A 21,044-nucleotide genomic window follows, 5' to 3' on the forward strand; every position below is an offset into this window, starting at 1 on the left:
CTAACGCACGCCGGCGCCGGCCAGCAGCGCCGTCCGGGTGACCAGCAACACCTGGTCTTCGCCGGCCGAGGTTTCGAGCCAGACCACCTCGAGCTGCGGAAACGCCGCCTCGAAGTAATCGCGCTCGTTGCCGATTTCCAATACCAGCACGGCCTGCTCGCTCATGCGGGCGGGCGCGTCGGTGAACAGCTGGCGCACGAAGTCCATGCCGTCGGTGCCGCCGGCCAGCGCCAGTTCGGGCTCGGCGCGGTATTCGGCGGGCAGCGCAGCCATGCTGGCGCTGTTCACGTAGGGCGGGTTGCACAGCACGAGGTCGTACGTGCCGGGCACGTTCTTCAGGCCGTCCGACTCGATCAACTTGACGCGGGTGTCGAGCGCATGGCGCGTGACGTTGATGGCGGCCACTTCGAGCGCTTGCACCGACAGGTCGGCCGCATCGACCGTGACGTCCGGATAGGTGAGCGCCGCGAGCACTGCGAGGCTGCCGTTGCCGGTGCACAGGTCGAGCACGCGCTGCGTGTGTTCGCCCAGCCAGTAGTCGATGCTGCCGTCGGCGATGAGCTCGGCAATGAAGCTGCGCGGCACGATGGCGCGCTCGTCCACGTAGAAGGGCACGCCCTGCAGCCACGCTTCTTTCGTGAGGTAGGCGGCGGGCTTGCGCGTGGCAATGCGCTCGTCGATGAGGGCGGCCACCTTGGCGGCGTCGGCCGGCGACACGGGGGTGTCGGCCACGGCGTCGATGTCGTCCAGCGGCTGCTTCAGGCGCCACAGCACGAGCCAGGCGGCTTCGTCGAAGGCGTTGGCGGTGCCGTGGCCGAAGGCCACGCCGGCGTCTTCGAGCCGCTTCGCGCCGGCTTCGATCAGTTCGATGACGGTGCTCATCGCGCGCCTTGCGCAAGCGCCGCGTCGAGCCCGCGCAGCGTGCGCAGGTAGATGTTCTTCAGCGTCTCGATCTCGGCGACGTCGATGTGCTCGTCGATCTTGTGGATGCTGGCGTTCACGGGGCCGCACTCGACCACCTGCTTGCAGATCTTGGCGATGAAGCGCGCGTCGCTGGTGCCGCCGCTGGTCGACAGCTCGGTGTCCAGGCCGGTTTCTTCGCGGATCGCCGCCTGCACGGCCGTGACGAGTTCGCCCGGCGTGGTCAGGAAGGGCAGGCCGCCGACGGTCCAGGCCAGCGTGCAGTCGACGCCGTGCGTGTCGAGCACGGCATGCACGCGCTGCTGCAGCGATTCGGGCGTCGATTCGGTCGAGAAGCGGAAATTGAAGTCGATCACCGCGCTGCCCGGAATGACGTTGCTCGCGCCGGTGCCCGCATGGAAATTGCTGATCTGCCAGCTGGTGGGCTGGAAGTAGGGGTTGCTTTGCGCGTCCCAGCCGCCGGCGGCGTTGATCGCCACCAGCTCGGCCAGCGCGGGCGCGACCGCATGCACCGGGTTCTTCGCCAGGTGCGGGTAGGCGATGTGGCCCTGCACGCCGTTCACCGTGAGCTTGCCGCTCATGGTGCCGCGGCGGCCGTTCTTGATCATGTCGCCGCAGCGCGTGACCGAGGTGGGCTCGCCGACGATGCAGTAGTCGATGGTTTCACCGCGCGCGGCCAGCGCGTTGCAGACGATCACGGTGCCGTCGACGCCCGGGCCTTCCTCGTCGCTGGTCAGCAGCAGCGCCAGCGTGAGGGTCGGGTCGGGCTCGCCCTGCAGGAATTCTTCGATGGAGGTCACGAAGGCCGCGACCGAGGTCTTCATGTCGCAGGCGCCGCGGCCGTAGAGCTTGCCGTCGCGGTGCGTGGGCGTGAACGGGTGGCTGCTCCACTGGTCGAGCGGGCCGGTGGGCACCACGTCGGTGTGGCCGGCGAAGACCAGCGTCTTGGTCGCCTTGCCGTTGGTGGGGCGGCGCACGGCCCAGAGGTTGGTGACCCGGAAATCGGCCGGGCCGCTTTCGATGGTTTCCAGCGTGAAGCCCAGCGCGGCGAGGCGTTCGCCCAGGATCTGTTGGCAACCCGCGTCGTCGGGGGTGACGGAAGGGCGCGAGATCAGTTGTTCGGCGAGCTGGAGCGTACGGGACATCGAGGGAGCGGGATTAGGGGGCGGTCAGAACTTCACGTCTAGCGTGATGTCGGTGAAGGTGGGTTCGTCGAGCTGGTCGGTCAGGTCGCGATCCTCGGCCTGCTTCTTGGGCGCGTCGCGGTTCTGCAGGCGCCACATCAGGTTGGTGGGGGAGTCGGCGTTGGCCAGGCCTTCTTCGCGGGTCACGCGCTCCTCGGTGATGAGGCGGGCGATGTCTTCCTCGAAGGTCTGCGAGCCTTCGGCCATCGATTGCTCCATGGCCTCCTTGACGCCGGAGAAGTCGCCCTTTTCGATCAGGTCGGCCACCAGCGCGGTGTTCAGCATCACTTCGAGCGCGGGCACACGCCCGCCGGCCGGCGTGCGCAGCAGGCGCTGCGACACCACGGCGCGCAGCGCCGAGCCCAGGTCGCCCAGCAGGGTGGGGCGCACCTCGACCGGGAAGAAGCTCAGGATGCGGTTCAGCGCGCGGTAGCTGTTGTTGGCATGCAGCGTGGCCACGCACAGGTGGCCCGACTGCGCATAGGCAATGGCGGCCGTCATGGTGTCGCGGTCGCGGATTTCGCCGATCTGGATCACGTCGGGCGCCTGGCGCAGTGCGTTCTTCAGGGCCACCTGCAGCGAGGTGGTGTCGCTGCCCACGTCGCGCTGGTTCACCAGCGATTTCTTGTTGGTGTAGGTGAACTCGATCGGCTCTTCGACCGTGAGGATGTGGCCGCTGGCGTGCTCGTTGCGGTAGTCGAGCATCGAGGCCAGCGTGGTCGTCTTGCCCGCGCCGGTGGCGCCCACCATCAGGATCAGCCCGCGCTTTTCCATGATGAGCGACTTCAGGATGTCGGGCAGATTCAGGTCGTCGAAGCTGGGGATGACCGAGGCGATGTGCCGCACCACCACGGCGTAGCTGCCGCGCTGGCGCATGGCGCTGATGCGGTAGTTGCCGGCGCCTTCGAGGGCGACGGCCATGTTGAGTTCGCCCGTGTTTTCCAGTTCCTGGATGCGGGCTTCGGGCACCACTTCCGACAGCAGCGCCAGCGGCGCGGTCGGCGGCAGCACCTGCGCATTGATGGGCAGGCAGTTGCCGTTGATGCGGATCATCACCGGGGAGTGGGCCGAGAGGTAGATGTCGGAGGCCTTGCGCTCGGCCATCAAACGAAGAATCCGTTCCATCATGTTCATCGGTCTCTCTCCTCGGTGCTGTTTTTTTCTCAGGGAAGAAGCGAACCGGCCGCGCGGTGAAGCAGGCGGCCGGTGGTGGGTGCGTTTTTTTTAGTCGCGCAGCAGGTCGTTCAGGCTGGTCTTGGAGCGCGTCTGCGCGTCGACCGTCTTGACGATGACCGCGGCGTAGGTGCTGTAGTCCTGGCCCGACTTGGTCTTCTTGGGCAGGCTGCCGCTGATGACCACGCTGCCGGCGGGCACGCGGCCGTACGAGATCTCGCCGGTGTCGCGGTTGAAGATCGGGGTGCTCTGGCCCAGGTACACGCCCATGCCCAGCACCGAGTTCTCTTCGACGATCACGCCTTCGACGACTTCGGAGCGCGCGCCGATGAAGCAGTTGTCTTCGATGATGGTCGGGTTGGCTTGCAGCGGCTCGAGCACGCCGCCCAGGCCCACGCCGCCCGACAGGTGCACGTTGGCACCGACTTGCGCGCACGAACCCACGGTGGCCCAGGTGTCGACCATGGAGCCTTCGCCCACGTAGGCGCCGATGTTCACGTACGAGGGCATCAGGATCGCACCCTTGGCGATGAAGCTGCCGCGGCGGGCCACGGCCGGGGGCACGATGCGCACGCCCGATTCCTTCAGCTCGGCGGCCGACAGGTGCGAGAACTTGGTCGGCACCTTGTCGTAGAAGCCCAGCGAGCCGGCCTGGATCTGCTCGTTGTCCTTCAGGCGGAACGACAGCAGCACGGCCTTCTTGATCCACTGGTGCACGGTCCACTGGCCCACGCCCTGGCGGGTGGCGACGCGCAGCTTGCCGTTGTTCAGCTCGGTGATCACGTGCTCGACGGCGTCACGCACTTCGGCGGGGGCGGCGTTGATCGAGATGTTGGCGCGGTCTTCCCACGCGGCGTCGATGATTTGTTGCAGTTGCTGTGTCATGGAGAGAGTCTCGGGTGAAAAAGGGGCAGGGAAGCGGGGCGACAGGGGGTCAGCGGCGGCCGTCTTTGACGAACCGGACGATGCGCTGGGCGGCCTCGACGCACTCGGCCGTTTCGGCCACCAGCGCCATGCGGATGCGACCGCGGCCCGGGTTGGCGCTGTGGTCGGTGTCGCGCGCCAGATAGCTCCCCGGCAGAACCGTGACATTGTATTGAGCGTAGAGCGCGCGGGCGAAGGCTTCGTCGTCGCCAGCCCACACTTCGGGCACGCCGGCCCAGAGGTAGAAGCTGGCGTCGGGCAGGCGCACGTCGAGCACGGGTTCGAGCAGCGGCGTGACGGCGGCGAACTTGGCGCGGTACTGGGCGCGGTTGTCGACCACGTGCGACTCGTCGCCCCAGGCCGCGATGCTGGCGGCGGCCACGGCGCCGCTCATGGCGCTGCCGTGGTAGGTGCGGTAGAGCAGAAAGCCCTTGATGAGCGCCGCATCGCCGGCCACGAAGCCGCTGCGCAGGCCGGGCACGTTGCTGCGCTTGGAAAGCGAGGTGAGCGCGATCAGGTTCTTGAAATCGGGCCGACCGAGCTTCATCGAGGCTTCCAGGCCGCTCAGCGGGGGCTCGTCGCGGAAGTAGATCTCGCTGTAGCACTCGTCGGCGGCGATCACGAAGCCGTGGCGGTCGGACAGCGCGAAGAGCTTCTTCCACTCGTCCAGAGACATCACAGCGCCCGTGGGATTGCCCGGCGAGCAGACGAACACGAGCTGGGTGCGGGCCCAGACGTCGTCGGGCACGCTGTCCCAGTCGACGGCGAAGTTGCGCGCGGGCACGCTGGGCACGTAGTACGGCTCGGCGCCCGAGAGCAGGGCCGCGCCCTCGTAGATTTGATAGAACGGGTTGGGCGACATCACCACCGGCTTCGGGTGGGCGCTGGCGTCGACCACGGTCTGGGCGAGCGAGAACAGCGCCTCGCGCGAGCCGTTGACCGGCAGCACCTGGGTGGCCGGGTCGAGCGTCAGGCTGTAGCGGCGATGCAGCCAATGGGTGAAGGCGGTGCGCAGTTTCAGCTCGCCGGCGGTGGCCGGGTAGGCGGCGAGGGCGCCGAGGCCGGCGCTCAGGGCGTCCTTGATGAAGGCCGGCGTGGCGTGCTTGGGCTCGCCGATGCCCAGGCTGATGGGGGCGAATTCGGGGGCGGGCGTGACGCCCGCGAACAGCTGCTTCAGCCGCTCGAACGGGTACGGCTGCAATTTGGCAAGCAAGGGATTCATGCCCCGGATTATCGGCGACGGGCCGGGCGGCCCGCACGCCCCGCGCCCCTTGGCCCGCTCAGCAAAGCGGGCGGTTGAACTGGCCGATCATGTTGGCGAAGTTCTGGTTGTAGCGGTTGGCCGCGTCGACGATGGCCGAGCGGCCCATGCGGGCCATCGCACCGGTTTCCTTGCGCTTGAACACGCCGTCCTTGGTGTCCTTGATCACCGAGCGCGACTGGCCGATGAACTCGTTGATCTGCAGCATGCCGCCGCTGCAGCTCTTGCCGTTCTGGGCCGGCTGCTCGCTGGTTTTCTTGCTCCAGCCTGCGGCCGAGTCGGCCACCAGCGCCAGCGAGGCCTCGAAGGCGGCCAGCGCCTGCGGGTCGTTGGGCGCGGCGAACAGCGCCATGGCGTCGGCGTGGTTGAGCTTGCCGTGGTAGATCAGGCCAGCGCGGTAGTAGGCGGCGGTGTCCTTGGGCGCTTTCTCGAAGGCTTCCCTGGTGAGCGCCCGGTCGCGGGCGCTCAGGCCCTTGTCGAAGGCCGCTTCGGCCTGCGCGACGGTGGTGAGCGCGGCCAGGTAGTCGGCGCTCATCTGGCGGGCCTTGTCGCCGTTGTCGGCGAGGTAGCCCTTGGAATTGGCGTAGTCGTTCAGCTCGCGGCTCAGGGGCGACAGCACCTTGAGCGCGGCCGAGAAGGCCTTGGCCGATTCGTCGATCTCGGGCAGCGGCGCGGCGATGGCGGCGGCGGCATCGAGCTTTTTCGCCGAGCGGTCGACCAGGATGTCGTTCTGGATGCGCAGGCTGGTGAGCGGCGCCTTGGCCTGCAGCAGCGGCACCTGGCCGGTTACGTAGCTTTCACGGGCTTCCTGGAACGAGGTGCGCAGGTTGTTCGAGACGTCGACGTAGAGGTTGTACTTCTCGACGAGCTGCTGCTGGTCGTTGCCGGCCGGGGCGGCCGGCTTGGCTTCGGCGGAAGCGGGCGGGGCGGTCTTGTCCGTCTTGTCGCCGCAGCCCGCGACGAGCGCCGACACGGCGACGAGGGTGGCACCCAGCAGGGCTTGGTAGTTCTTCATTCTTTCATTTCCTCCATTGAAAAAAACAGCACGGGCAGGCCGCGGTATGGCGGCTTGCCGGAAAAACATCGTGGGGAGGCGCCGCTGCCTGAAGACAGCGGTCGGGGCGCGGGATGGGTCAGACGGCGGTGGCCGCGCTGCGCCGGTAGAAGGCGAGCGAGCCCGCCAGCGCCAGCAGCATGCCGCCGCAGGCGCGGTCGATCCAGCGCGTGGCCGACACCGTGAGCAGCCGGATCGCACGGGCGCCGACGAAGGCGTAGGCCAGCATCACCGCCATGTCCAGCCCCGCGAAGATCAGCGCAATGATCAGGTACTGCGGCGCCTGCGCGGCAGTCGGGTCGATGAACTGCGGCAGCAGCGCCGAACAGAAGATGTAGCCCTTGGGGTTGGTCACCGCCACGAGGAACGACTTGAAGAAGATGCGCCGGCTTTCGACCGCCGTGACGGTGGCCGCGGCGTCCGCGCTCGGCAGCTGGAAGCCGCCCTGGGAGCGCAGCATGCGCAGCCCGAGCCAGGCCAGGTAGACCGCGCCCACCCACTTGAGCATCGAGAACCAGAACTCCGAAGCCGCCAGCAGCGCGCCCAGGCCGAGCGCCACGGCGCCGACCAGCACGAAGTCGGACAGCACCGCGCCGAGCATGCCCGGCAGCGCCCGTCGCACGCCGTGGCGCGAGCCGTTGCTCAGGGCCAGCAGCACCGTGGGGCCGGGCGTGGCGATGGCGGCGAAGGCCACGATGGCGAACAGCAGGGCGGTGGCGAGCGTCATCGGGGCGTCTTTCTTCGGATGGGTTTCTTCTTCAGATCTTCTTGACCAGCACCTGGCTCTTGCGGTCCCAGTTGTACTTGCGCTTGCGCGCCTCGGGCAGCCAGTCGGGGTTGACCTGCTGGAAGCCGCGCTTGAGGAACCAGTGCATCGTGACCGTGGTGAGCACGAAGATGCTTTCCAGGCCCATGGCCTTGGCGCGGTGCTCGATGCGCTTGAGGATGCGTTCGCCGTCGCCCTGCGACTGCGATTGCGGCGACACCGTGAGCGCGGCCATCTCGGCGGTCTTCGCCTCGGGGTACGGGTACAGCGCCGCGCAGCCGAAGATCACGCCGTCGTGCTCGATGACCGTGTAGTGGCCCACGTCGCGCTCGATCTCGGTGCGGTCGCGCTTGACCAGCGTGCCGTCGCGCTCGAAGGGCTCGATGAGCTGCAGGATGCCGCCGATGTCGTCCACCGTGGCTTCGCGCAGGCTCTCGAGCTTTTCGTCGATGACCATGGTGCCGACGCCGTCGTGCACGTAGATCTCGAGCAGCAGCGAGCCGTCGAGCGCGAACGGCAGGATGTGGTTGCGCTCCACGCCGCCCTTGCAGGCCTTCACGCAGTGCTGCAGGTAGAAGGCGGTGTCGGTCGGCTTCTGCGCGGGCGGCAGCGAGGCCAGCAGCTTCTCGGCGGCGGCCAGCGGCAGTTCGGTGTCGATCGGGTTGTCCTCGCTCTCGGGCAGCTCGCTGTCCACGCGGATGCCCGGCACTTCGGTCAGGAAGATCAGCTTGTCGGCCTGGATCGAGATGGCCACGCTGGTCGCCACTTCTTCCATCGTCAGGTTGAAGGCCTCGCCGGTCGGCGAGAAGCCGAAGGGCGACATCAGCACCATCGCGCCGAAGTCGAGCGTGCGGCGGATGCCGGCCGCGTCCACCTTGCGCACCAGGCCCGAATGCTTGAAGTCCACCCCGTCGACCACGCCCACGGGGCGCGCGGTGATGAAGTTGCCCGAGATCACGCGCACCGTCGAGCCGGCCATGGGCGTGTTCGGCAGGCCCTGGCTGAAGGCGGCCTCGATCTCGTAGCGCAGCTGGCCCGCGGCCTCCTGCGCCGAGTCGAGCGCCACGGCGTCGGTGATGCGGATGCCGTGCGAGTACTTCGCCTCGTGGCCCTTGGCCGCCAGCTGCTCGTTGACCTGCGGGCGAAAGCCATGCACCAGCACGATCTTGACGCCCATGCTCTGGATCAGGGCCAGGTCCTGCGCGATGTTCTGCAGCTTGCCCGCCGCGATGGCCTCACCCGCGAGCGCGACCACGAAGGTCTTGCCGCGGTGCGTGTGGATGTAGGGCGCGACCGAGCGGAACCAGGGCACGAAGGTGAAATTGAAGACGGTGGACATGGGGCGTGATTGTGCATTCTTGGCAAGGTTTTGGTGCAGCGCGTCATGCCAGGGCGCGCAGCAGCCGGCCGGCCCCGGCCGCGGCGGGCGTGCCGCGGGCCTTGAAGGCCTCGAGCTGGTCGGCGTAGGCGTCCAGCGGCTCCACCGCCGCCTCGGCCGCACCCGCCGGGGCGGCTGGTGCCAGCGGCAGGCCGAGCAGTCCGGCGAGCTCGTCCGGCGCGATCGAACCGTGCGCCATCAGCGCATCGACCACCGCCATGAAGGCGGTGGCGTGCGCTTCGAGCAGGCCCAGCGCGCGGGTGTGCTCGCGTGCCAGGATGGCCTCGATCTCGCGGTTGGTGGCGGCCACGTCGGTGTTGAGGTTGTCGTTCGAATCGGTCGTCACGTCGGTGCGGCTCCAGCGCGTGCCGAAGCCCAGGTGGCGCACATGGCGCGCCGCCGTCGCAGTGGCCTGCGCCAGGTCGCGCTCGGCGCCGGTGGTGCAGCCCGATTCGCCGAACACCAGCCGCTCGGCCGCGCGGCCGGCCAGGCTCACGCACACGCTGTCCAGCAGGTTGCGCTTGGACCAGGCCTTGCGCTTCACGTAGCTGTTGTAGCCGCCCTCGAACGAGGCCACGTTGATGCGGATCTCCTGCGGCGCGCGGCCGAAGAGCAGGGCGTACACCAGGCCGTGGCCGGCTTCGTGCACCGCGAGCAGCGCACGGAAGTCGGCGTTGGCGCGCTGCTTGAGCCGGTTCAGCTCCAGCGCCACCGGAAACTCGCGCCGCGCCAGCCGGAAGCGCGCGACCAGGCGCGGGCCGCCGGGCGTGACCTCGCCGGGGTCGAGCATCAGCCACACGGGCTCGCTGCCGTGCGCGCCCTGTTCGAGCGCCCACAGCGCGGCATTGACCAGCGTCGCGCTCAGGATTGCGTGGATCGACGAGAACAGCGGCCGCGTGCCCTGCGCCGGGAACACGGCGTTGGCGTAGATCTGCTCGTACACGCTCGCGTCGAGCACGAAGCGCACGCCCGAGCTTTCCTGGATCTCGCCCACGTAGCGGTCGCAGATCGACAGGATCAGGCGCACGTAGGTGGCGCGGCTGAACGAGGGGTAGATCACGTGGTTGTTGCCCAGCCGCGCGACCTGCTCGGGCTTGAAGCGTTCGGCCAGCGCCTTCTTCACGTCGATGAGCGAGAGCTTCTTCGTCAGCGCGTGGAAGATGTCGGCGTCGGTGTCGCAGTCTTCCACCCGCTTGGCGGTCTCGGCGTACATCTCGTCGAGGTTGCCCGAGACGAAGACCAGCAGCTTGGAGTAGTCGGTTTCCCAGTTGTCCTGCGAGGCGCGGAAGGCGCGCAGCCGCGCCTGGATCTCGTCGGGCTTCCAGGTCATGACGTCGAGCAGCGACTCGCGCAGCTTCAGGCAGCGCTTGAACTCCTGCGCTTCCCAGGGCGAGAGCTGCAGGCGGCGCTTGCGCTTGGTCTTGCCAGCCTTGGCGCCGTCGTCCTCTTCGTCTTCATCGTCGTCATCGTCGTCATCGGTGCGGCGGTCCTGGTCGTACTCGGCCCAGGCCAGCGACGACTCGATCTCGCTGAGCACCGACAGCGACGGCGGCAGGCGGCCGTCCGAAAGCAGCGCCCACACGTCCTGGTAGCGCTCCACGCGCGCTTCCTTGCCGCTGGCGTCCACGGTGCGAAAGCGCTGGAACTCGTCGAGCACGAGGATGCCGGGCGCGCCCTCGGCGATGCCCGACTCGGCCAGCATGGCCGAGATCGAGCCGGCGGTGCGGTGGCCCGAACCGTGGCTGAAGCCGTCCATCTGCACTTCGATGAAGCGGTCGTAAAAGCCCAGGTGCTGCGCCAGGCGCCGCACGAGCTGCGTCTTGCCGGTGCCGGTCAGGCCCCACAGGCAGATGACGACCGGGCGGTTGATGAGCTGCGGCAGCACGTACCAGGCGCGCAGCGAATCGATCACACGATCGATGATCTCGTCGATGCCGAACAGCTCGGCCTTCAGCGAATGGGCAATGGCCTGCAGGTGGCGCGTGCGCTCGGCCAGCGTAGCGTGCAGGTCACGGGAAATGTCTGGATGCGACATGAGGTTCTTTTTTTCTTCGAATGATTCGGGACACGGAAACAGGAATGCGGCCGCTTCTCCACGCGAGATGCGGGGAGGGCGGTGGTGCAGGCGCTGTGCGGGTCAGGCTGGCGCGCTTCGACCGAAGTGAAGCGCGAGCGGTGGGCGTTCAGTTCCGCAAAGGAAGCTGAAGCCGGCGCGCGGGCTTCGTCAGGCCGGGCGGGTCGCCTTGACCCCGCCGCGTGCAAGGACGCGGCTTGCGCAGCGGATGCGCATCGAAAGGGGGGCAAGGAAGGAGGTCATGGCCGCGATCGTAGCGGCGGCATGCGGTAGAGTAAAGAGTCTTTACGAAATTTTCTGCGCCACCCGCTCCATGCGGCCTCGCTGTGGATGCCATGCAACAGCGCCGGGGCCCCGCGATAATTGGCGGTTTGCCCGCCTGCCGCTGCGCGCAACGACCGACGACTGCCTTGCCTTGACGACCCTCACACCTCCCGCCCCCCTGCGCATCGAGTTTCCCGAATCGCTCCCGGTCTCCGGCCGGCGCGAGGAGATCATGGCCGCCATTGCGGCGCACCAGGTCGTGATCGTCTGCGGCGAAACGGGCTCGGGCAAGACCACGCAGCTGCCGAAGATCGCGCTGGCGCTCGGGCGCGGCAAGCTCAACGCCGAGCCAGGCAAGGGCCGCCTCATCGGCCACACGCAGCCGCGACGCATTGCCGCGAGTTCGGTCGCCAAGCGCATCGCCGAAGAGCTGAAGACGCCACTGGGCGACGTGGTCGGCTTCAAGGTGCGTTTTCAGGACCGCCTGAGCCGCGACGCCTCGGTCAAGCTGATGACCGACGGCATCCTGCTGGCCGAGACGCAGACCGATCCGCTGCTCAAGGCCTACGACACGCTCATCATCGACGAGGCCCACGAGCGCTCGCTGAACATCGACTTCCTCTTGGGCTACCTGCGCGAGATTCTTCCGCGCCGGCCCGACCTGAAGGTGATCGTCACCTCGGCCACGATCGATGCCGACCGCTTCGCGCAGCACTTCGCTTCGGCCAAAGGGCCGGCGCCGACAATCATGGTGTCGGGCCGCACCTTCCCGGTCGAGCAGCGCTACCGCCCGTTCGAGGAGTCGCGCGAGCACGACCTGAACGACGCCATTGCCGACGCGGTCGACGAACTCTGGCGCGACCCGCACAACGCAGGCGACATCCTGATCTTCCTGCCCGGCGAACGCGAAATCCGCGAGGCGGCCGACCACCTGCGCCGCCACGTCAGCCACCAGCCGCTGTTCCGCAACGCCGAGGTGCTGCCGCTGTTCGCCCGGCTCTCGGGCCCCGAGCAGGACCGCATCTTCGAAAGCCACAGCGGCCGGCGCATCGTGCTGGCCACCAACGTGGCCGAGACCTCGCTCACCGTGCCGGGCATCCGCTACGTGATCGACACCGGCACGGCGCGCGTCAAGCGCTACAGCTTCCGCAGCAAGGTCGAGCAGCTGTTGGTCGAGCCGATCAGCCAGGCCGCGGCCAACCAGCGGGCAGGCCGATGCGGTCGCGTGGCGAACGGCATCTGCATCCGCCTGTACGACGAGAAAGACTTTGCGGGCCGCCCGCGCTTCACCGATCCGGAAATCTTGCGGTCGTCGCTCGCGGGCGTGATCCTGCGCATGAAGTCGCTGCGGCTGGGCGATGTGGCGCGCTTTCCGTTCCTGGAGGCGCCGTCGCCGCGCGCGATTGCCGACGGCTACCAGCTGCTGAACGAACTCGGCGCGGTCGACGACGCCAACGAGCTCACCGCCACTGGCGCCGAGCTGGCCAAGCTGCCGCTCGATCCGCGCGTGGGCCGCATGATTCTCGAAGCCCGCACGCGCGGTGCGCTCGAAGAAGTGCTCGTCATCGCCTCGGCGCTCAGCGTGCAGGACGTGCGCGACCGGCCGATGGACGCGCAGCAGCAAGCCGATCAGGCGCACTCGAAGTTCGACGACGAAAAGAGCGAGTTCAGCGGCTACCTGCGGCTGTGGAAGTGGATCGCCGACGCGCGCGGCGGCCATGGCGACACGCACAAACTCAGCAACCGCCAGTACGAGCAGTTGCTGCGCCAGAACTTCATCAACATCCGCCGCGTGCGCGAATGGCGCGACATCCATTCGCAGCTGCTCACGGTGGTCACCGAGCACAAGTGGCGCATCAACGCCACGCCGGCCGGCTATGAGCCGCTGCACCTGTCGATGCTCGCGGGCCTGCTGGGCAACGTGGGCTGGAAGCTCGAAGACGACGAGGCCTACCTCGGCGCGCGCGGCATCAAGTTCTACAAGCACCCCGGCGCGCACCTGAAGAAGAAGCCGGGGCGCTGGATCGTCGCGGCCGAACTGGTCGAGACCACGCGCCTGTTCGGGCGCGGCATCGCCAACATCGAGCCGCAGTGGCTCGAACAGGTGGCGGAGCATCTGCTGAAGAAGCAGCTGCTCGATCCGCACTGGGAGAAGAAGGGCGCGCAGGTCTCGGCGCTGGAGCGCGCGACGCTGTACGGCCTCGTGGTCTACAGCGGGCGGCGCGTCGATTTCACCAAGGTCGATCCGGTCTCGGCGCGCGAGATCTTCATCCGCGAAGCGCTGGTCGGCGGGCAATGGGAAAGCAAGTTTCCGTTCCTCACGGCCAACCGCAAGCTGGTGCGCGAGGTCGAGGGCCTGGAGCACAAGGCGCGCCGGCAGGACGTGCTGGTCGACGACGAACTGATCTTCGCCTTCTACGACGCGCAGCTGCCGGCCGACGTGGCCAGCGGCATCACCTTCGAGAACTGGTACCGCCATGCCTCGAAAGACCAGCCGCGCCTGCTGTACCTCACGCGCGACGAGCTCATGCGCCACCAGGCGGCCGGCATCACGACGCAGTCGTTCCCGCCCACGCTGCGCCTGGGCGGTGTCGATTGCGCCGCGAGCTACCTGCATGAACCGGGCGACGCGAAGGACGGCCTCACGGTCAGCGTGCCGCTGTTCGTGCTCAACCAGGTGAATGAAGAGCGCTGCGAGTGGCTGGTGACCGGCATGCTCAAGGACAAGATCCAGGCGCTGCTCAAGAGCCTGCCGCAGCGCCCGCGCTCGCGGCTGGTGCCGCTGCCCGAGTCGGCCACCAAGCTGGCCGAGGAGCTGTCGGCGCCCGAACTGTTCGGCACCGGTTCGCTCACCGACGTGCTGCTCAAGCGCGTGCGCGACCTCACGAGCATCGACGTGAAGCGCGCCGACTTCAAGCTCGACATGCTCGCGCCGCACCTGTTCATGAACCTGCGCATCGTCGACGAGCACGGCCGCCAGCTGGGCATGGGCCGCAACCTCGGCGCGCTGAAGGCGGAGCTGGGCGCGCAGGCGCGCGGTGCGTTCCAGGCGCTCGCAGGGCTCAACGTGAAGGCGTCGCCGGCCCCCAAGGCCGCGCCTGCGAACGGGGCCCAGGCGCCGGCGAAGAACGCCGCGCCCGAGAAGGCGGCACCCACGCTGCCCGCCGGCCAGCGCTACACGAGCTGGACCTTCGGCGAGCTGCCCGAGCTGATGGAAGTGCGGCGCGGTTCGCAATCGCTCATCGGCTTCCCGGCGCTGCGCGACGAAGGCGATGCCGTGACCATCGAGGTGTTCGACGAGCCCGCCGTGGCGGCCGCGAAGCACCGCGCCGGCCTGCGTCGCCTGTTCGCGCTGCAGCTGAAGGACGCGCTCAAGTACCTCGAGAAGAACATCCCCGACCTGCAGAAGATGTCGGTCGCCTACATGCCGCTGGGCACCTCGGAAGAACTGCGCACGCAGATCATCGACGTGGCGATCGACCGCGCCTTCCTGCAGGAGCCGCTGCCGACCGACGAGTTCGCCTTCAAGAAGCGGCTCGAAGAAGGGCGCGGGCGGCTCACGCTGATCGCCAACGAGGTGGCGCGGCTCGCAGGCGTCATTCTCTCGGAGTACGCGGCGGCGGCGCGCAAGATCAAGGACACGAAGGTCCAGCCCGACGCGGTGCAGGACGCGGCGCAGCAGCTGCAGAAGCTCGTGGGCAAGCGCTTCATCGCCGACGCGCCGTGGACGCAGCTGCAGCACTTCGCGCGCTACCTCAAGGCCATCGTGCTGCGCCTGGACAAGCTGCGCGCCGACCCCGCGCGCGACACGGCCAAGCTGGCCGAGCTGAAGCCGCAGGAGCAGCGCTACTGGCGCCTCGTGGCCGAGCGCAAGGGCGTGGTGGACGAGCGCATGCTCGAATTCCGCTGGCTGCTCGAGGAGCTGCGCGTGAGCTTCTTCGCGCAGGAGCTGCGCACGCCGCAACCGGTGAGCGTGAAGCGGCTCGACAAGGCCTGGGCGCAGCTTCAGGCGTAAAAAAAGCCCGCGGCGACGCGGGCTTTTTTCATGATGGCGCGGGCGCTATATGCGGCCCATGAGCACGAGGATCACCAGGACCAGCACCACGAGCCCGAGGCCGCCGCTGGGTCCGTAGCCCCAGGACCGGCTGTAACCCCAGCTCGGCAGCGCGCCGATCAGCAGCAGGATCAGGACGATCAGCAGAATGAACGAGAGGGACATGTTTTTTCTCCTGGGACGTTGTTGTCACGAGCCTCCATGCTCGTCGTCCTGGGGCGCCGCGAGCGCCGGAGAGCCGCCCCTGACGCGGTCAGGGCTGTCCTACCGCGGGCGTCGGCGCTTTACCGGTGCGCCTGCCAGCAGGAAGTGCATGGCCACGCCCACCGCCAGGAAGATGGCGCCCAGACCGCCGACGATGGCGGCGCCGCCCCACAGGTCGAAGAAGCCGTCGAGCCGGGCGTCCTGCGGGTTCGCGGGGTTGAAGAACACGCCCACGACTTCGCCCTTGTCGTAGGCCGGCGGGTTGCTGCTGCTCGACGGCGAGAACTCGACGATCGCGCCCGAGGGCAGGGTGAAGCGCACCAGCGGGCGCCACGTCGGCGAATTGCTGCGGCTCGAACTTCCCGCGGACTGCAGCGCGATCACCTCGCCCTGCGCCTTGCCGGCCGATGCGATGAATTTCGTGGTGTTCTGGTAGAGCAGCCAGCCGCCGACGAGCATGAGCGCGCCGACGAGCATGAGCGCGCCGACGAGCGTGAAGATGCGCGTGATGAGGCGGGTGGGGTTCATTCGGGCGGCTTTCAGTTGCGCATCCACTCGGCCGACAAGGTGCCCACCGCGGCCAGCACGAGGCTCGACACCAGGAAGGCCACGGCCCCCAGCGTGGCCAGCAAGGCCCGTCGCCAGGGGCGCGTGCGGAAGAAATAGACCGGAATGCCCAGCAGTGGAAACACCCCCGCGAGCAGCGCCGAGCGACCAGGCGCGGGCACGCCGCGCGCGAGGCCGTCGGCCCGGCACCACGTGTAGCACAGCGCCGAGATGAGGAACACATGCGCCACGTCCAGCGCGGTGTAGTCCTTGCCGCGCAGCGGCGGCAGGAACGCGTCGGCGACGCCCACCACGAGGAACGAGAGGGCCAGGGCCAGCAGGATCCAGCGCGGCCGGTTCATCGTCATCGCTGCCCCCGGAGCGTGGCCGCCGGCGTCAGAGCTTCGCGAGGCGGTCGAGCGCGGCGAGCAGCGTCTCGTCCTTCTTGGCGAAGCAGAAGCGCACCACGCGCTGGTCGAAGCCGTCGCCGTAGAAGGCCGACAGCGGAATCGCCGCCACGCCGATCTCGCGCGTGAGCCAGAGGCAGAACTCGGCCTCCGACAGGTCGCTCACGGCCGAGATGTCCACGCACTGGAAGTAGCTGCCTTCGCTGCGCAGCAGCTTGAAGCGGGTCTTCTCGGCCAGGCCGGCCGCGAACAGGTCGCGCTTGCGCTGGTAGAAGGCCGGCAACTCCAGGTAGGGCTCGGGCCGCGCCATGTACTGTGCCAGCGCGTGCTGCATCGGCGTGTTCACCGTGAACACGTTGAACTGGTGCACCTTGCGGAACTCGGCCATCAGCGGCGCGGGCGCGGCCACGAAGCCGACCTTCCAGCCGGTGACGTGGTAGGTCTTGCCGAAGCTGCTGACGATGAAGCTGCGCGCCGCCAGGCCGGGGAAGCGCGCTACGCTTTCATGGCGCGCGTCGTCGAACACCATGTGCTCGTAGACCTCGTCGCTGATCACGAACACGTCGGTGGGCGCGAGCAGGTCTTCGAGCTGCCGCATCTCGGCCTCGGTCCAGACCGTGGCGCTCGGGTTGTGCGGCGTGTTGATGATGATCGCGCGCGTCTTCGGCGTGAGCGCGGCGGCGATTTTGTCGAAGTCGGGGCGGAAGGTGCCGGGCACGAGCGGCACGCGCACGACCTTGCCGCCGGCGAGGTCGATGTTGGGCACGTAGCTGTCGTAGCAGGGCTCCAGAACGATCACTTCGTCGCCGGGGCGCACGATGGCCAGGATGGCCGTGATGATGGTCTGCGTGGCGCCGGCCGTGACCGTGATCTCGGTCGCGGCGCTGTAGCTGCGGCCGTAGAGCGCCTCGATCTTGGCGGCGATGGCGTCGCGCAGCGACGGAATGCCCGGCATCGGCGGGTACTGGTTGTGGCCGGCCGCCATGGCGGCGGTCACGTCTTCGAGCAGCTTCGGATCGCAGTGGAAATCGGGGAAGCCCTGGCCGAGGTTCACGGCGTTCTTCTCGGCCGCGAGCGTGGACATCACGGTGAAGATGGTGGTGCCGACAGCCGGCAGCTTGGTGGTGATCTCGGGCGTGCGGGGAGAAGACGAAGGGGTGGCGGTGCTCATGGTCGGTCGTCGCGGGGAGAAAGGCTGGAGGATCAGAGTTCGTAGTCTTGTTGGTGGCCGCTCAGGGCCTTCGCGATCAGGTTGCGGTCGAGGCGGTCGGAGAGCAGCTCGGCGAACTTGAAGACGAAGTTGCGCAGGTAGGCGCTGCGCTTGAAGGCGACGCGCGCGATGTTCTGGCCGAACACGTGGCCCATCGGGCGCACCACGAGGTCGGCGTTCGACTCGTCGCGCACGGCCATCTCGGCCACGATGCCGACGCCCAGGCCCAGGCGCACGTAGGTCTTGATCACGTCGGAGTCGATCGCCTCGAGCGCGATGCGCGGCGTGAGCTTCTTCTGCGCGAACGCATGGTCGATGCGCGTGCGGCCGGTGAACGACGGGTGGTACGTGATGATCGGCTCGCTCGCGAGGTCTTCGAGCGAGACGCGCTCCTTGGCCGCCAGCGGGTGGTCCTTGGGCAGCACCAGCACGTGCTGCCATTCGTAGCAGGGCAGCGTGACCAGCTCGGCGTAGCCGTCGAGCGATTCGGTGGCGATGCCGATCTCGGCGATCTCGTCGATCACCATGCGCGCTACCTGGTCGGGCGAGCCCTGGTGCAGGCTCACGTTGACCTTCGGGTAGGCCTCGCGCAGGTTGGCCACGGGGACCGGCAGCACATAGCGCGCCTGCGTGTGGGTGGTGGCAATGGAGAGGGTGCCGCTGTCCTGCGCGCTGAACTGTTCGCCGATGCGCTTGAGGTTGCCGACCTCGCGCATGATCAGTTCGATGCTGGCGATGACGTGCTGGCCGGGTTCGGTGATGCGCTTCAGGCGCTTGCCGTGGCGGGCGAAGATCTCGACGCCGAGCTCTTCCTCGAGTTCGATGATCGCCTTGGAGACGCCGGGCTGCGAGGTGTGGAGCGCCTTGGCCGCCTCGGTGAGGTTCAGGTTGCGCCGCACGGCTTCCTGAACAAACTTGAACTGGTGCAGATTCATATCAAATTCCGTCTTATTGCGGAATTCATTATGCCTTTGAAGTCTATAAAAATGACCGGGACTTCAGGATTTGATGGCAATCCGGGCCAGCAAAGCGACCAGTTCGGGCGATTCGCCCACGATCGGGGCCAGCGAGAAGTCCACCTCGGGCCAGCGCAGGCGCAGGGCGTCCAGTTGCAGCGGCAGGTCTTCGCGGGCGTGCTTGCCCATGCCCAGGAAGAGCGGCACCACATGCACCGCGGTGGCGCCGTCGGCAATCAGTGCAGCGGCGGCCGTGGGCAGGTCGGGGGCGGCCAGTTCCATGTAGGCGCAGCTGACGCGCACCGTGGGGTCGTCTTCGCGCATGCGGGCGGCGACCGCTTCGATGGGCTCGCGCCAGCGCGCGTCGCGCGAGCCGTGCGCGAGCAGCACCGTGCCCGGCACCTGCGTGGTCATCGCCTCAGGACCAGCCAGCTGAAGGCTGTGAGAGACAGCACCGAATAGATCAGCCCCGGCGCCGCCGCCGTGAGCCAGGGCGACCAGTTGCTGAGGTTGCCGAGGTAACCGAACACGTTGTTCAGCAGGAAGAAGCTGATGCCGATCATCACGCCGCCGAACACGTAGGTCGTGATGCCGGCCTGGCGGAAGTGCAGGTAGGCAAAGGGCAGGGCGAGCACCACCATCACCAGGCACGACAGCGGATAGAACACCTTGCGCCAGAACTCGATCTCGTAGCGCTGCGCGGTCTGGCCGTTGGCGTTCAGGTGCCGGATGTAGTCGAACAGGTCGATGGTGCTCATGCGGTCGGGCCGCAGCAGCGCAACCGACACCATTTCGGCGGTGAGCGAGGTGGGCCAGTCCATCTTCTCGACATGGGTGGTCGTGATGCGGGCCTTGTCGGCGGTGCGGGTTTCGTAGTCCTGCTGCTCGACCTCGGAGAGCACCCACTTCTCGTCGAGGATGCGGGCCGACTTGGCCATGAGCTGCTTGCTCACGTAGCCGTTGCCGTCGAACTCGAAGATGCGCGTGTTCTGCAGCGAGCCGTCGCGCGAAATCGACAGCACATTGACCGCATACGACGTGTCGCCGCGCTTTTCCTTCAGCCAGGCGCCGGTGTTGCCCACCAGCGAGTAGGTGCCCTGGTAGCGCGACTTGAGCAGCTGGCCGGTGCGTCCCGACAGCGGCGCGATGTAGTCGCCGATGGCAAAGGTGAGCACCACGAAGCCCAGCCCCAGCAGCAGCAGCGTGCGCAGTGCGCGCCACGGGCCCAGGCCGCTGGTGCGCAGGATGGTGTATTCGGAGCTTTGCGCCAGCCGCGCCATCACGAAGATGCAGCCGATCAGCACCGTGATCGGCAGCAGCTCGTACAGGTGGCTGGGCACCAGCAGCAGCACGTAGATCAGCGCCTGCACCGGGCCGTAGGCCAGGCTTTCGGGCTTGCCCACGGACTGCAACTCGTCGACGAAGTCGAAGAAGAAGAACAGGCTCAGGAAGCCGAGCGTCACGAAGGCCACGGCCTTCAGTGCCTCGACGTAGATCAGTCGGCGGATGGTTTTCACGAGGTCGGGTCGATCCGGGAAGGCGGTACGGCCGGCAGGGCGCCGGCCGTGGCGGCGCTGGCGCGGGCCTGTCGGCGGGCCGACCAGTTGTTGTTGCGCAGCGTGAGCCAGGCCGTGGCGAAGAGGAAGACGCCGCCATGCAGCAGCAGCATGAAGGAGCCCATGCCGTAGCGGCCCGAGCTGATCCAGCTCTGGCCCAGGTTCAGCAGGTTGTAGTAGACGACGAAGGCGAACAGCGCAAATACGAGGTTGCCGCTGCGTCCCACGCGCGGGTTGACGCTGGACACCGTCAGCGCCAGCAGCACGAAGTTGATGGCGGCCAGCAGCATGCCGAAGCGCCAGCCCAGCTCGCCCAGGCTGGCATCGCTGCGGTCGCGCAGCAGCGAGAGCGTGGAGCGCGCGCGCGTGGGCGTGCTGTCGCCGGTGGCGTTCGAGCTGCCGCCAGCACGCGTGCCGTAGGTCTTGAACTCGCTGATCTTCAGGCCCGATTCGGTGAACAGCGGGCGCTCCAGGCGCTGGCCGTTGCTCAGCAGCAGGAAGCGGTGGTTGTCGATGTCCTCGATGCGGCCGCTGCGCGCCGACGTGGTGATCTGCAGGCCGCGCTCGACGGCCCAGATGAACACGTTGGTGGCGGTGGCGCCGTCGGGCGTGTCCTTGTCGATGAAGAACACGCGCAGTCGGCCCGAGGACTCGCGGAACTCACCCGGCGTGACGCGCTCGATGTCGCTGCGCTGCTCGTACTGCTGGCGCATGCCGATGGTCTGCGAGTTGGCCCAGGGCCAGCCCACCAGCGCCATGGCTGCGATGAGCAGCAGCACAGGCCAGGCGAAGCGGAACAGCGGCTGGACGAAATCGGCCAGGCCGCGCCCGCTGGAGAACCAGATCACCATTTCGCTGTCGCGGTACATGCGCGAGAGCGTGCCGACGATGGCGATGAACAGGCTCAGGCTCAGGATGGTCGGCATGTAGCCGAGCACCGTGTACGCCATCACGAGGAAGACCTCCTGCGGGTTCACGCTGCCCTTGGACGCCAGCCCGAGCGTACGGATGAGCATCATGGTCATCACGATGGTGACCAGGACGACGAGGGTCGCTCCGAAGCTGCGCGACAGCTCCTTGCGTAGGGAAGAATGGAATAACATCGTTCGAGG

18 protein-coding genes are annotated in these 21,044 nt (G+C 67.8%); 1 reads left to right on the forward strand and 17 read right to left on the reverse strand.

Going from position 1 to position 21,044, the window contains the following annotated elements:
• The 9 genes from prmB to VBO01S_RS02890 form a co-directional block, all read right to left on the reverse strand.
• Positions 1 to 882 carry a 50S ribosomal protein L3 N(5)-glutamine methyltransferase gene (gene prmB, locus VBO01S_RS02850; protein ID WP_062470178.1) on the reverse strand — a complete coding sequence of 294 codons (882 nt, stop codon included), beginning with the start codon at positions 880 to 882 and terminating at the stop codon, positions 1 to 3.
• On the reverse strand, positions 879 to 2,066 hold the full coding sequence (gene dapE / locus VBO01S_RS02855; RefSeq protein ID WP_062470181.1) for a succinyl-diaminopimelate desuccinylase: 1,188 nt from the start codon (positions 2,064 to 2,066) through the stop codon (positions 879 to 881). The genes prmB and dapE overlap by 4 nt, the downstream gene beginning before the upstream one ends.
• Before the next feature lie 24 nt (positions 2,067 to 2,090).
• The gene (locus tag VBO01S_RS02860; protein WP_062470184.1) at positions 2,091 to 3,239 is read right to left on the reverse strand and encodes a PilT/PilU family type 4a pilus ATPase; all 1,149 of its coding nucleotides are present in this window, start codon (positions 3,237 to 3,239) and stop codon (positions 2,091 to 2,093) included.
• Between the two features lie 90 nt (positions 3,240 to 3,329).
• Complete coding sequence (gene dapD, locus VBO01S_RS02865) at positions 3,330 to 4,163, reverse strand: 2,3,4,5-tetrahydropyridine-2,6-dicarboxylate N-succinyltransferase (RefSeq protein WP_062470187.1); 834 nt, start codon at positions 4,161 to 4,163, stop codon at positions 3,330 to 3,332.
• A 49-nt stretch (positions 4,164 to 4,212) separates the two neighbouring features.
• The gene (gene dapC / locus VBO01S_RS02870) at positions 4,213 to 5,424 is read right to left on the reverse strand and encodes a succinyldiaminopimelate transaminase (protein WP_062470190.1); all 1,212 of its coding nucleotides are present in this window, start codon (positions 5,422 to 5,424) and stop codon (positions 4,213 to 4,215) included.
• Between the two features lie 58 nt (positions 5,425 to 5,482).
• On the reverse strand, positions 5,483 to 6,478 hold the full coding sequence (locus VBO01S_RS02875; RefSeq protein ID WP_062470193.1) for a DUF3829 domain-containing protein: 996 nt from the start codon (positions 6,476 to 6,478) through the stop codon (positions 5,483 to 5,485).
• Between the two features lie 118 nt (positions 6,479 to 6,596).
• A complete protein-coding gene (locus VBO01S_RS02880) occupies positions 6,597 to 7,244 on the reverse strand; it encodes a LysE family translocator (RefSeq protein WP_062470196.1) in 648 nt (215 codons plus the stop codon).
• A 31-nt stretch (positions 7,245 to 7,275) separates the two neighbouring features.
• A complete protein-coding gene (gene argA / locus VBO01S_RS02885) occupies positions 7,276 to 8,622 on the reverse strand; it encodes an amino-acid N-acetyltransferase (RefSeq protein WP_062470199.1) in 1,347 nt (448 codons plus the stop codon).
• A gap of 43 nt (positions 8,623 to 8,665) precedes the next feature.
• Positions 8,666 to 10,696 (reverse strand): AAA family ATPase, encoded by a 2,031-nt coding sequence (locus VBO01S_RS02890; protein WP_062470202.1) that lies wholly within the window; start codon positions 10,694 to 10,696, stop codon positions 8,666 to 8,668.
• 535 nt (positions 10,697 to 11,231) lie between these two features.
• Between VBO01S_RS02890 and hrpA the strand changes: the two genes are divergently transcribed.
• On the forward strand, positions 11,232 to 15,014 hold the full coding sequence (hrpA, locus tag VBO01S_RS02895) for an ATP-dependent RNA helicase HrpA (protein ID WP_370680231.1): 3,783 nt from the start codon (positions 11,232 to 11,234) through the stop codon (positions 15,012 to 15,014).
• A gap of 45 nt (positions 15,015 to 15,059) precedes the next feature.
• Here hrpA and VBO01S_RS31625 read toward each other — a convergent pair whose 3' ends face one another.
• From VBO01S_RS31625 to lptF, 8 genes are all read right to left on the reverse strand, one after another.
• Positions 15,060 to 15,218 carry a DUF3309 family protein gene (locus tag VBO01S_RS31625; RefSeq protein ID WP_082817953.1) on the reverse strand — a complete coding sequence of 53 codons (159 nt, stop codon included), beginning with the start codon at positions 15,216 to 15,218 and terminating at the stop codon, positions 15,060 to 15,062.
• A gap of 99 nt (positions 15,219 to 15,317) precedes the next feature.
• Positions 15,318 to 15,785 carry a DUF3592 domain-containing protein gene (locus VBO01S_RS02900; RefSeq protein WP_062470208.1) on the reverse strand — a complete coding sequence of 156 codons (468 nt, stop codon included), beginning with the start codon at positions 15,783 to 15,785 and terminating at the stop codon, positions 15,318 to 15,320.
• Between the two features lie 11 nt (positions 15,786 to 15,796).
• Positions 15,797 to 16,171 carry a hypothetical protein gene (locus tag VBO01S_RS02905; protein ID WP_062470211.1) on the reverse strand — a complete coding sequence of 125 codons (375 nt, stop codon included), beginning with the start codon at positions 16,169 to 16,171 and terminating at the stop codon, positions 15,797 to 15,799.
• 28 nt (positions 16,172 to 16,199) lie between these two features.
• The gene (locus VBO01S_RS02910) at positions 16,200 to 17,381 is read right to left on the reverse strand and encodes a pyridoxal phosphate-dependent aminotransferase (protein WP_062470213.1); all 1,182 of its coding nucleotides are present in this window, start codon (positions 17,379 to 17,381) and stop codon (positions 16,200 to 16,202) included.
• Between the two features lie 32 nt (positions 17,382 to 17,413).
• Positions 17,414 to 18,355, reverse strand: a complete 942-nt coding sequence (locus tag VBO01S_RS02915; RefSeq protein ID WP_062470216.1) for a CysB family HTH-type transcriptional regulator — start codon at positions 18,353 to 18,355, stop codon at positions 17,414 to 17,416.
• A 63-nt stretch (positions 18,356 to 18,418) separates the two neighbouring features.
• The gene (locus tag VBO01S_RS02920; RefSeq protein WP_062470219.1) at positions 18,419 to 18,790 is read right to left on the reverse strand and encodes a sirohydrochlorin chelatase; all 372 of its coding nucleotides are present in this window, start codon (positions 18,788 to 18,790) and stop codon (positions 18,419 to 18,421) included.
• Positions 18,787 to 19,893 carry an LPS export ABC transporter permease LptG gene (gene lptG / locus VBO01S_RS02925; protein ID WP_062470221.1) on the reverse strand — a complete coding sequence of 369 codons (1,107 nt, stop codon included), beginning with the start codon at positions 19,891 to 19,893 and terminating at the stop codon, positions 18,787 to 18,789. The genes VBO01S_RS02920 and lptG overlap by 4 nt, the downstream gene beginning before the upstream one ends.
• Positions 19,890 to 21,035, reverse strand: coding sequence for an LPS export ABC transporter permease LptF (lptF, locus tag VBO01S_RS02930; protein WP_062470224.1), 1,146 nt, complete (start codon positions 21,033 to 21,035; stop codon positions 19,890 to 19,892). Before lptF ends, lptG begins: the two co-directional genes overlap by 4 nt.
• Positions 21,036 to 21,044 lie beyond the last annotated feature (9 nt).

This window comes from Variovorax boronicumulans NBRC 103145 (assembly GCF_001591345.1).
Taxonomy (GTDB): domain Bacteria; phylum Pseudomonadota; class Gammaproteobacteria; order Burkholderiales; family Burkholderiaceae_C; genus Variovorax; species Variovorax boronicumulans.

Coding starts and splice junctions, on each gene's coding strand:
- prmB (WP_062470178.1), bottom strand. CDS start 882: ATGAGCACCGTCATCGAACTGATCGAAGCCGGCGCGAAGCGGCTCGAA.
- dapE (WP_062470181.1), bottom strand. CDS start 2,066: ATGTCCCGTACGCTCCAGCTCGCCGAACAACTGATCTCGCGCCCTTCC.
- VBO01S_RS02860 (WP_062470184.1), bottom strand. CDS start 3,239: ATGAACATGATGGAACGGATTCTTCGTTTGATGGCCGAGCGCAAGGCC.
- dapD (WP_062470187.1), bottom strand. CDS start 4,163: ATGACACAGCAACTGCAACAAATCATCGACGCCGCGTGGGAAGACCGC.
- dapC (WP_062470190.1), bottom strand. CDS start 5,424: ATGAATCCCTTGCTTGCCAAATTGCAGCCGTACCCGTTCGAGCGGCTG.
- VBO01S_RS02875 (WP_062470193.1), bottom strand. CDS start 6,478: ATGAAGAACTACCAAGCCCTGCTGGGTGCCACCCTCGTCGCCGTGTCG.
- VBO01S_RS02880 (WP_062470196.1), bottom strand. CDS start 7,244: ATGACGCTCGCCACCGCCCTGCTGTTCGCCATCGTGGCCTTCGCCGCC.
- argA (WP_062470199.1), bottom strand. CDS start 8,622: ATGTCCACCGTCTTCAATTTCACCTTCGTGCCCTGGTTCCGCTCGGTC.
- VBO01S_RS02890 (WP_062470202.1), bottom strand. CDS start 10,696: ATGTCGCATCCAGACATTTCCCGTGACCTGCACGCTACGCTGGCCGAG.
- hrpA (WP_370680231.1), top strand. CDS start 11,232: ATGGCCGCCATTGCGGCGCACCAGGTCGTGATCGTCTGCGGCGAAACG.
- VBO01S_RS31625 (WP_082817953.1), bottom strand. CDS start 15,218: ATGTCCCTCTCGTTCATTCTGCTGATCGTCCTGATCCTGCTGCTGATC.
- VBO01S_RS02900 (WP_062470208.1), bottom strand. CDS start 15,785: ATGAACCCCACCCGCCTCATCACGCGCATCTTCACGCTCGTCGGCGCG.
- VBO01S_RS02905 (WP_062470211.1), bottom strand. CDS start 16,171: ATGACGATGAACCGGCCGCGCTGGATCCTGCTGGCCCTGGCCCTCTCG.
- VBO01S_RS02910 (WP_062470213.1), bottom strand. CDS start 17,381: ATGAGCACCGCCACCCCTTCGTCTTCTCCCCGCACGCCCGAGATCACC.
- VBO01S_RS02915 (WP_062470216.1), bottom strand. CDS start 18,355: ATGAATCTGCACCAGTTCAAGTTTGTTCAGGAAGCCGTGCGGCGCAAC.
- VBO01S_RS02920 (WP_062470219.1), bottom strand. CDS start 18,790: ATGACCACGCAGGTGCCGGGCACGGTGCTGCTCGCGCACGGCTCGCGC.
- lptF (WP_062470224.1), bottom strand. CDS start 21,035: ATGTTATTCCATTCTTCCCTACGCAAGGAGCTGTCGCGCAGCTTCGGA.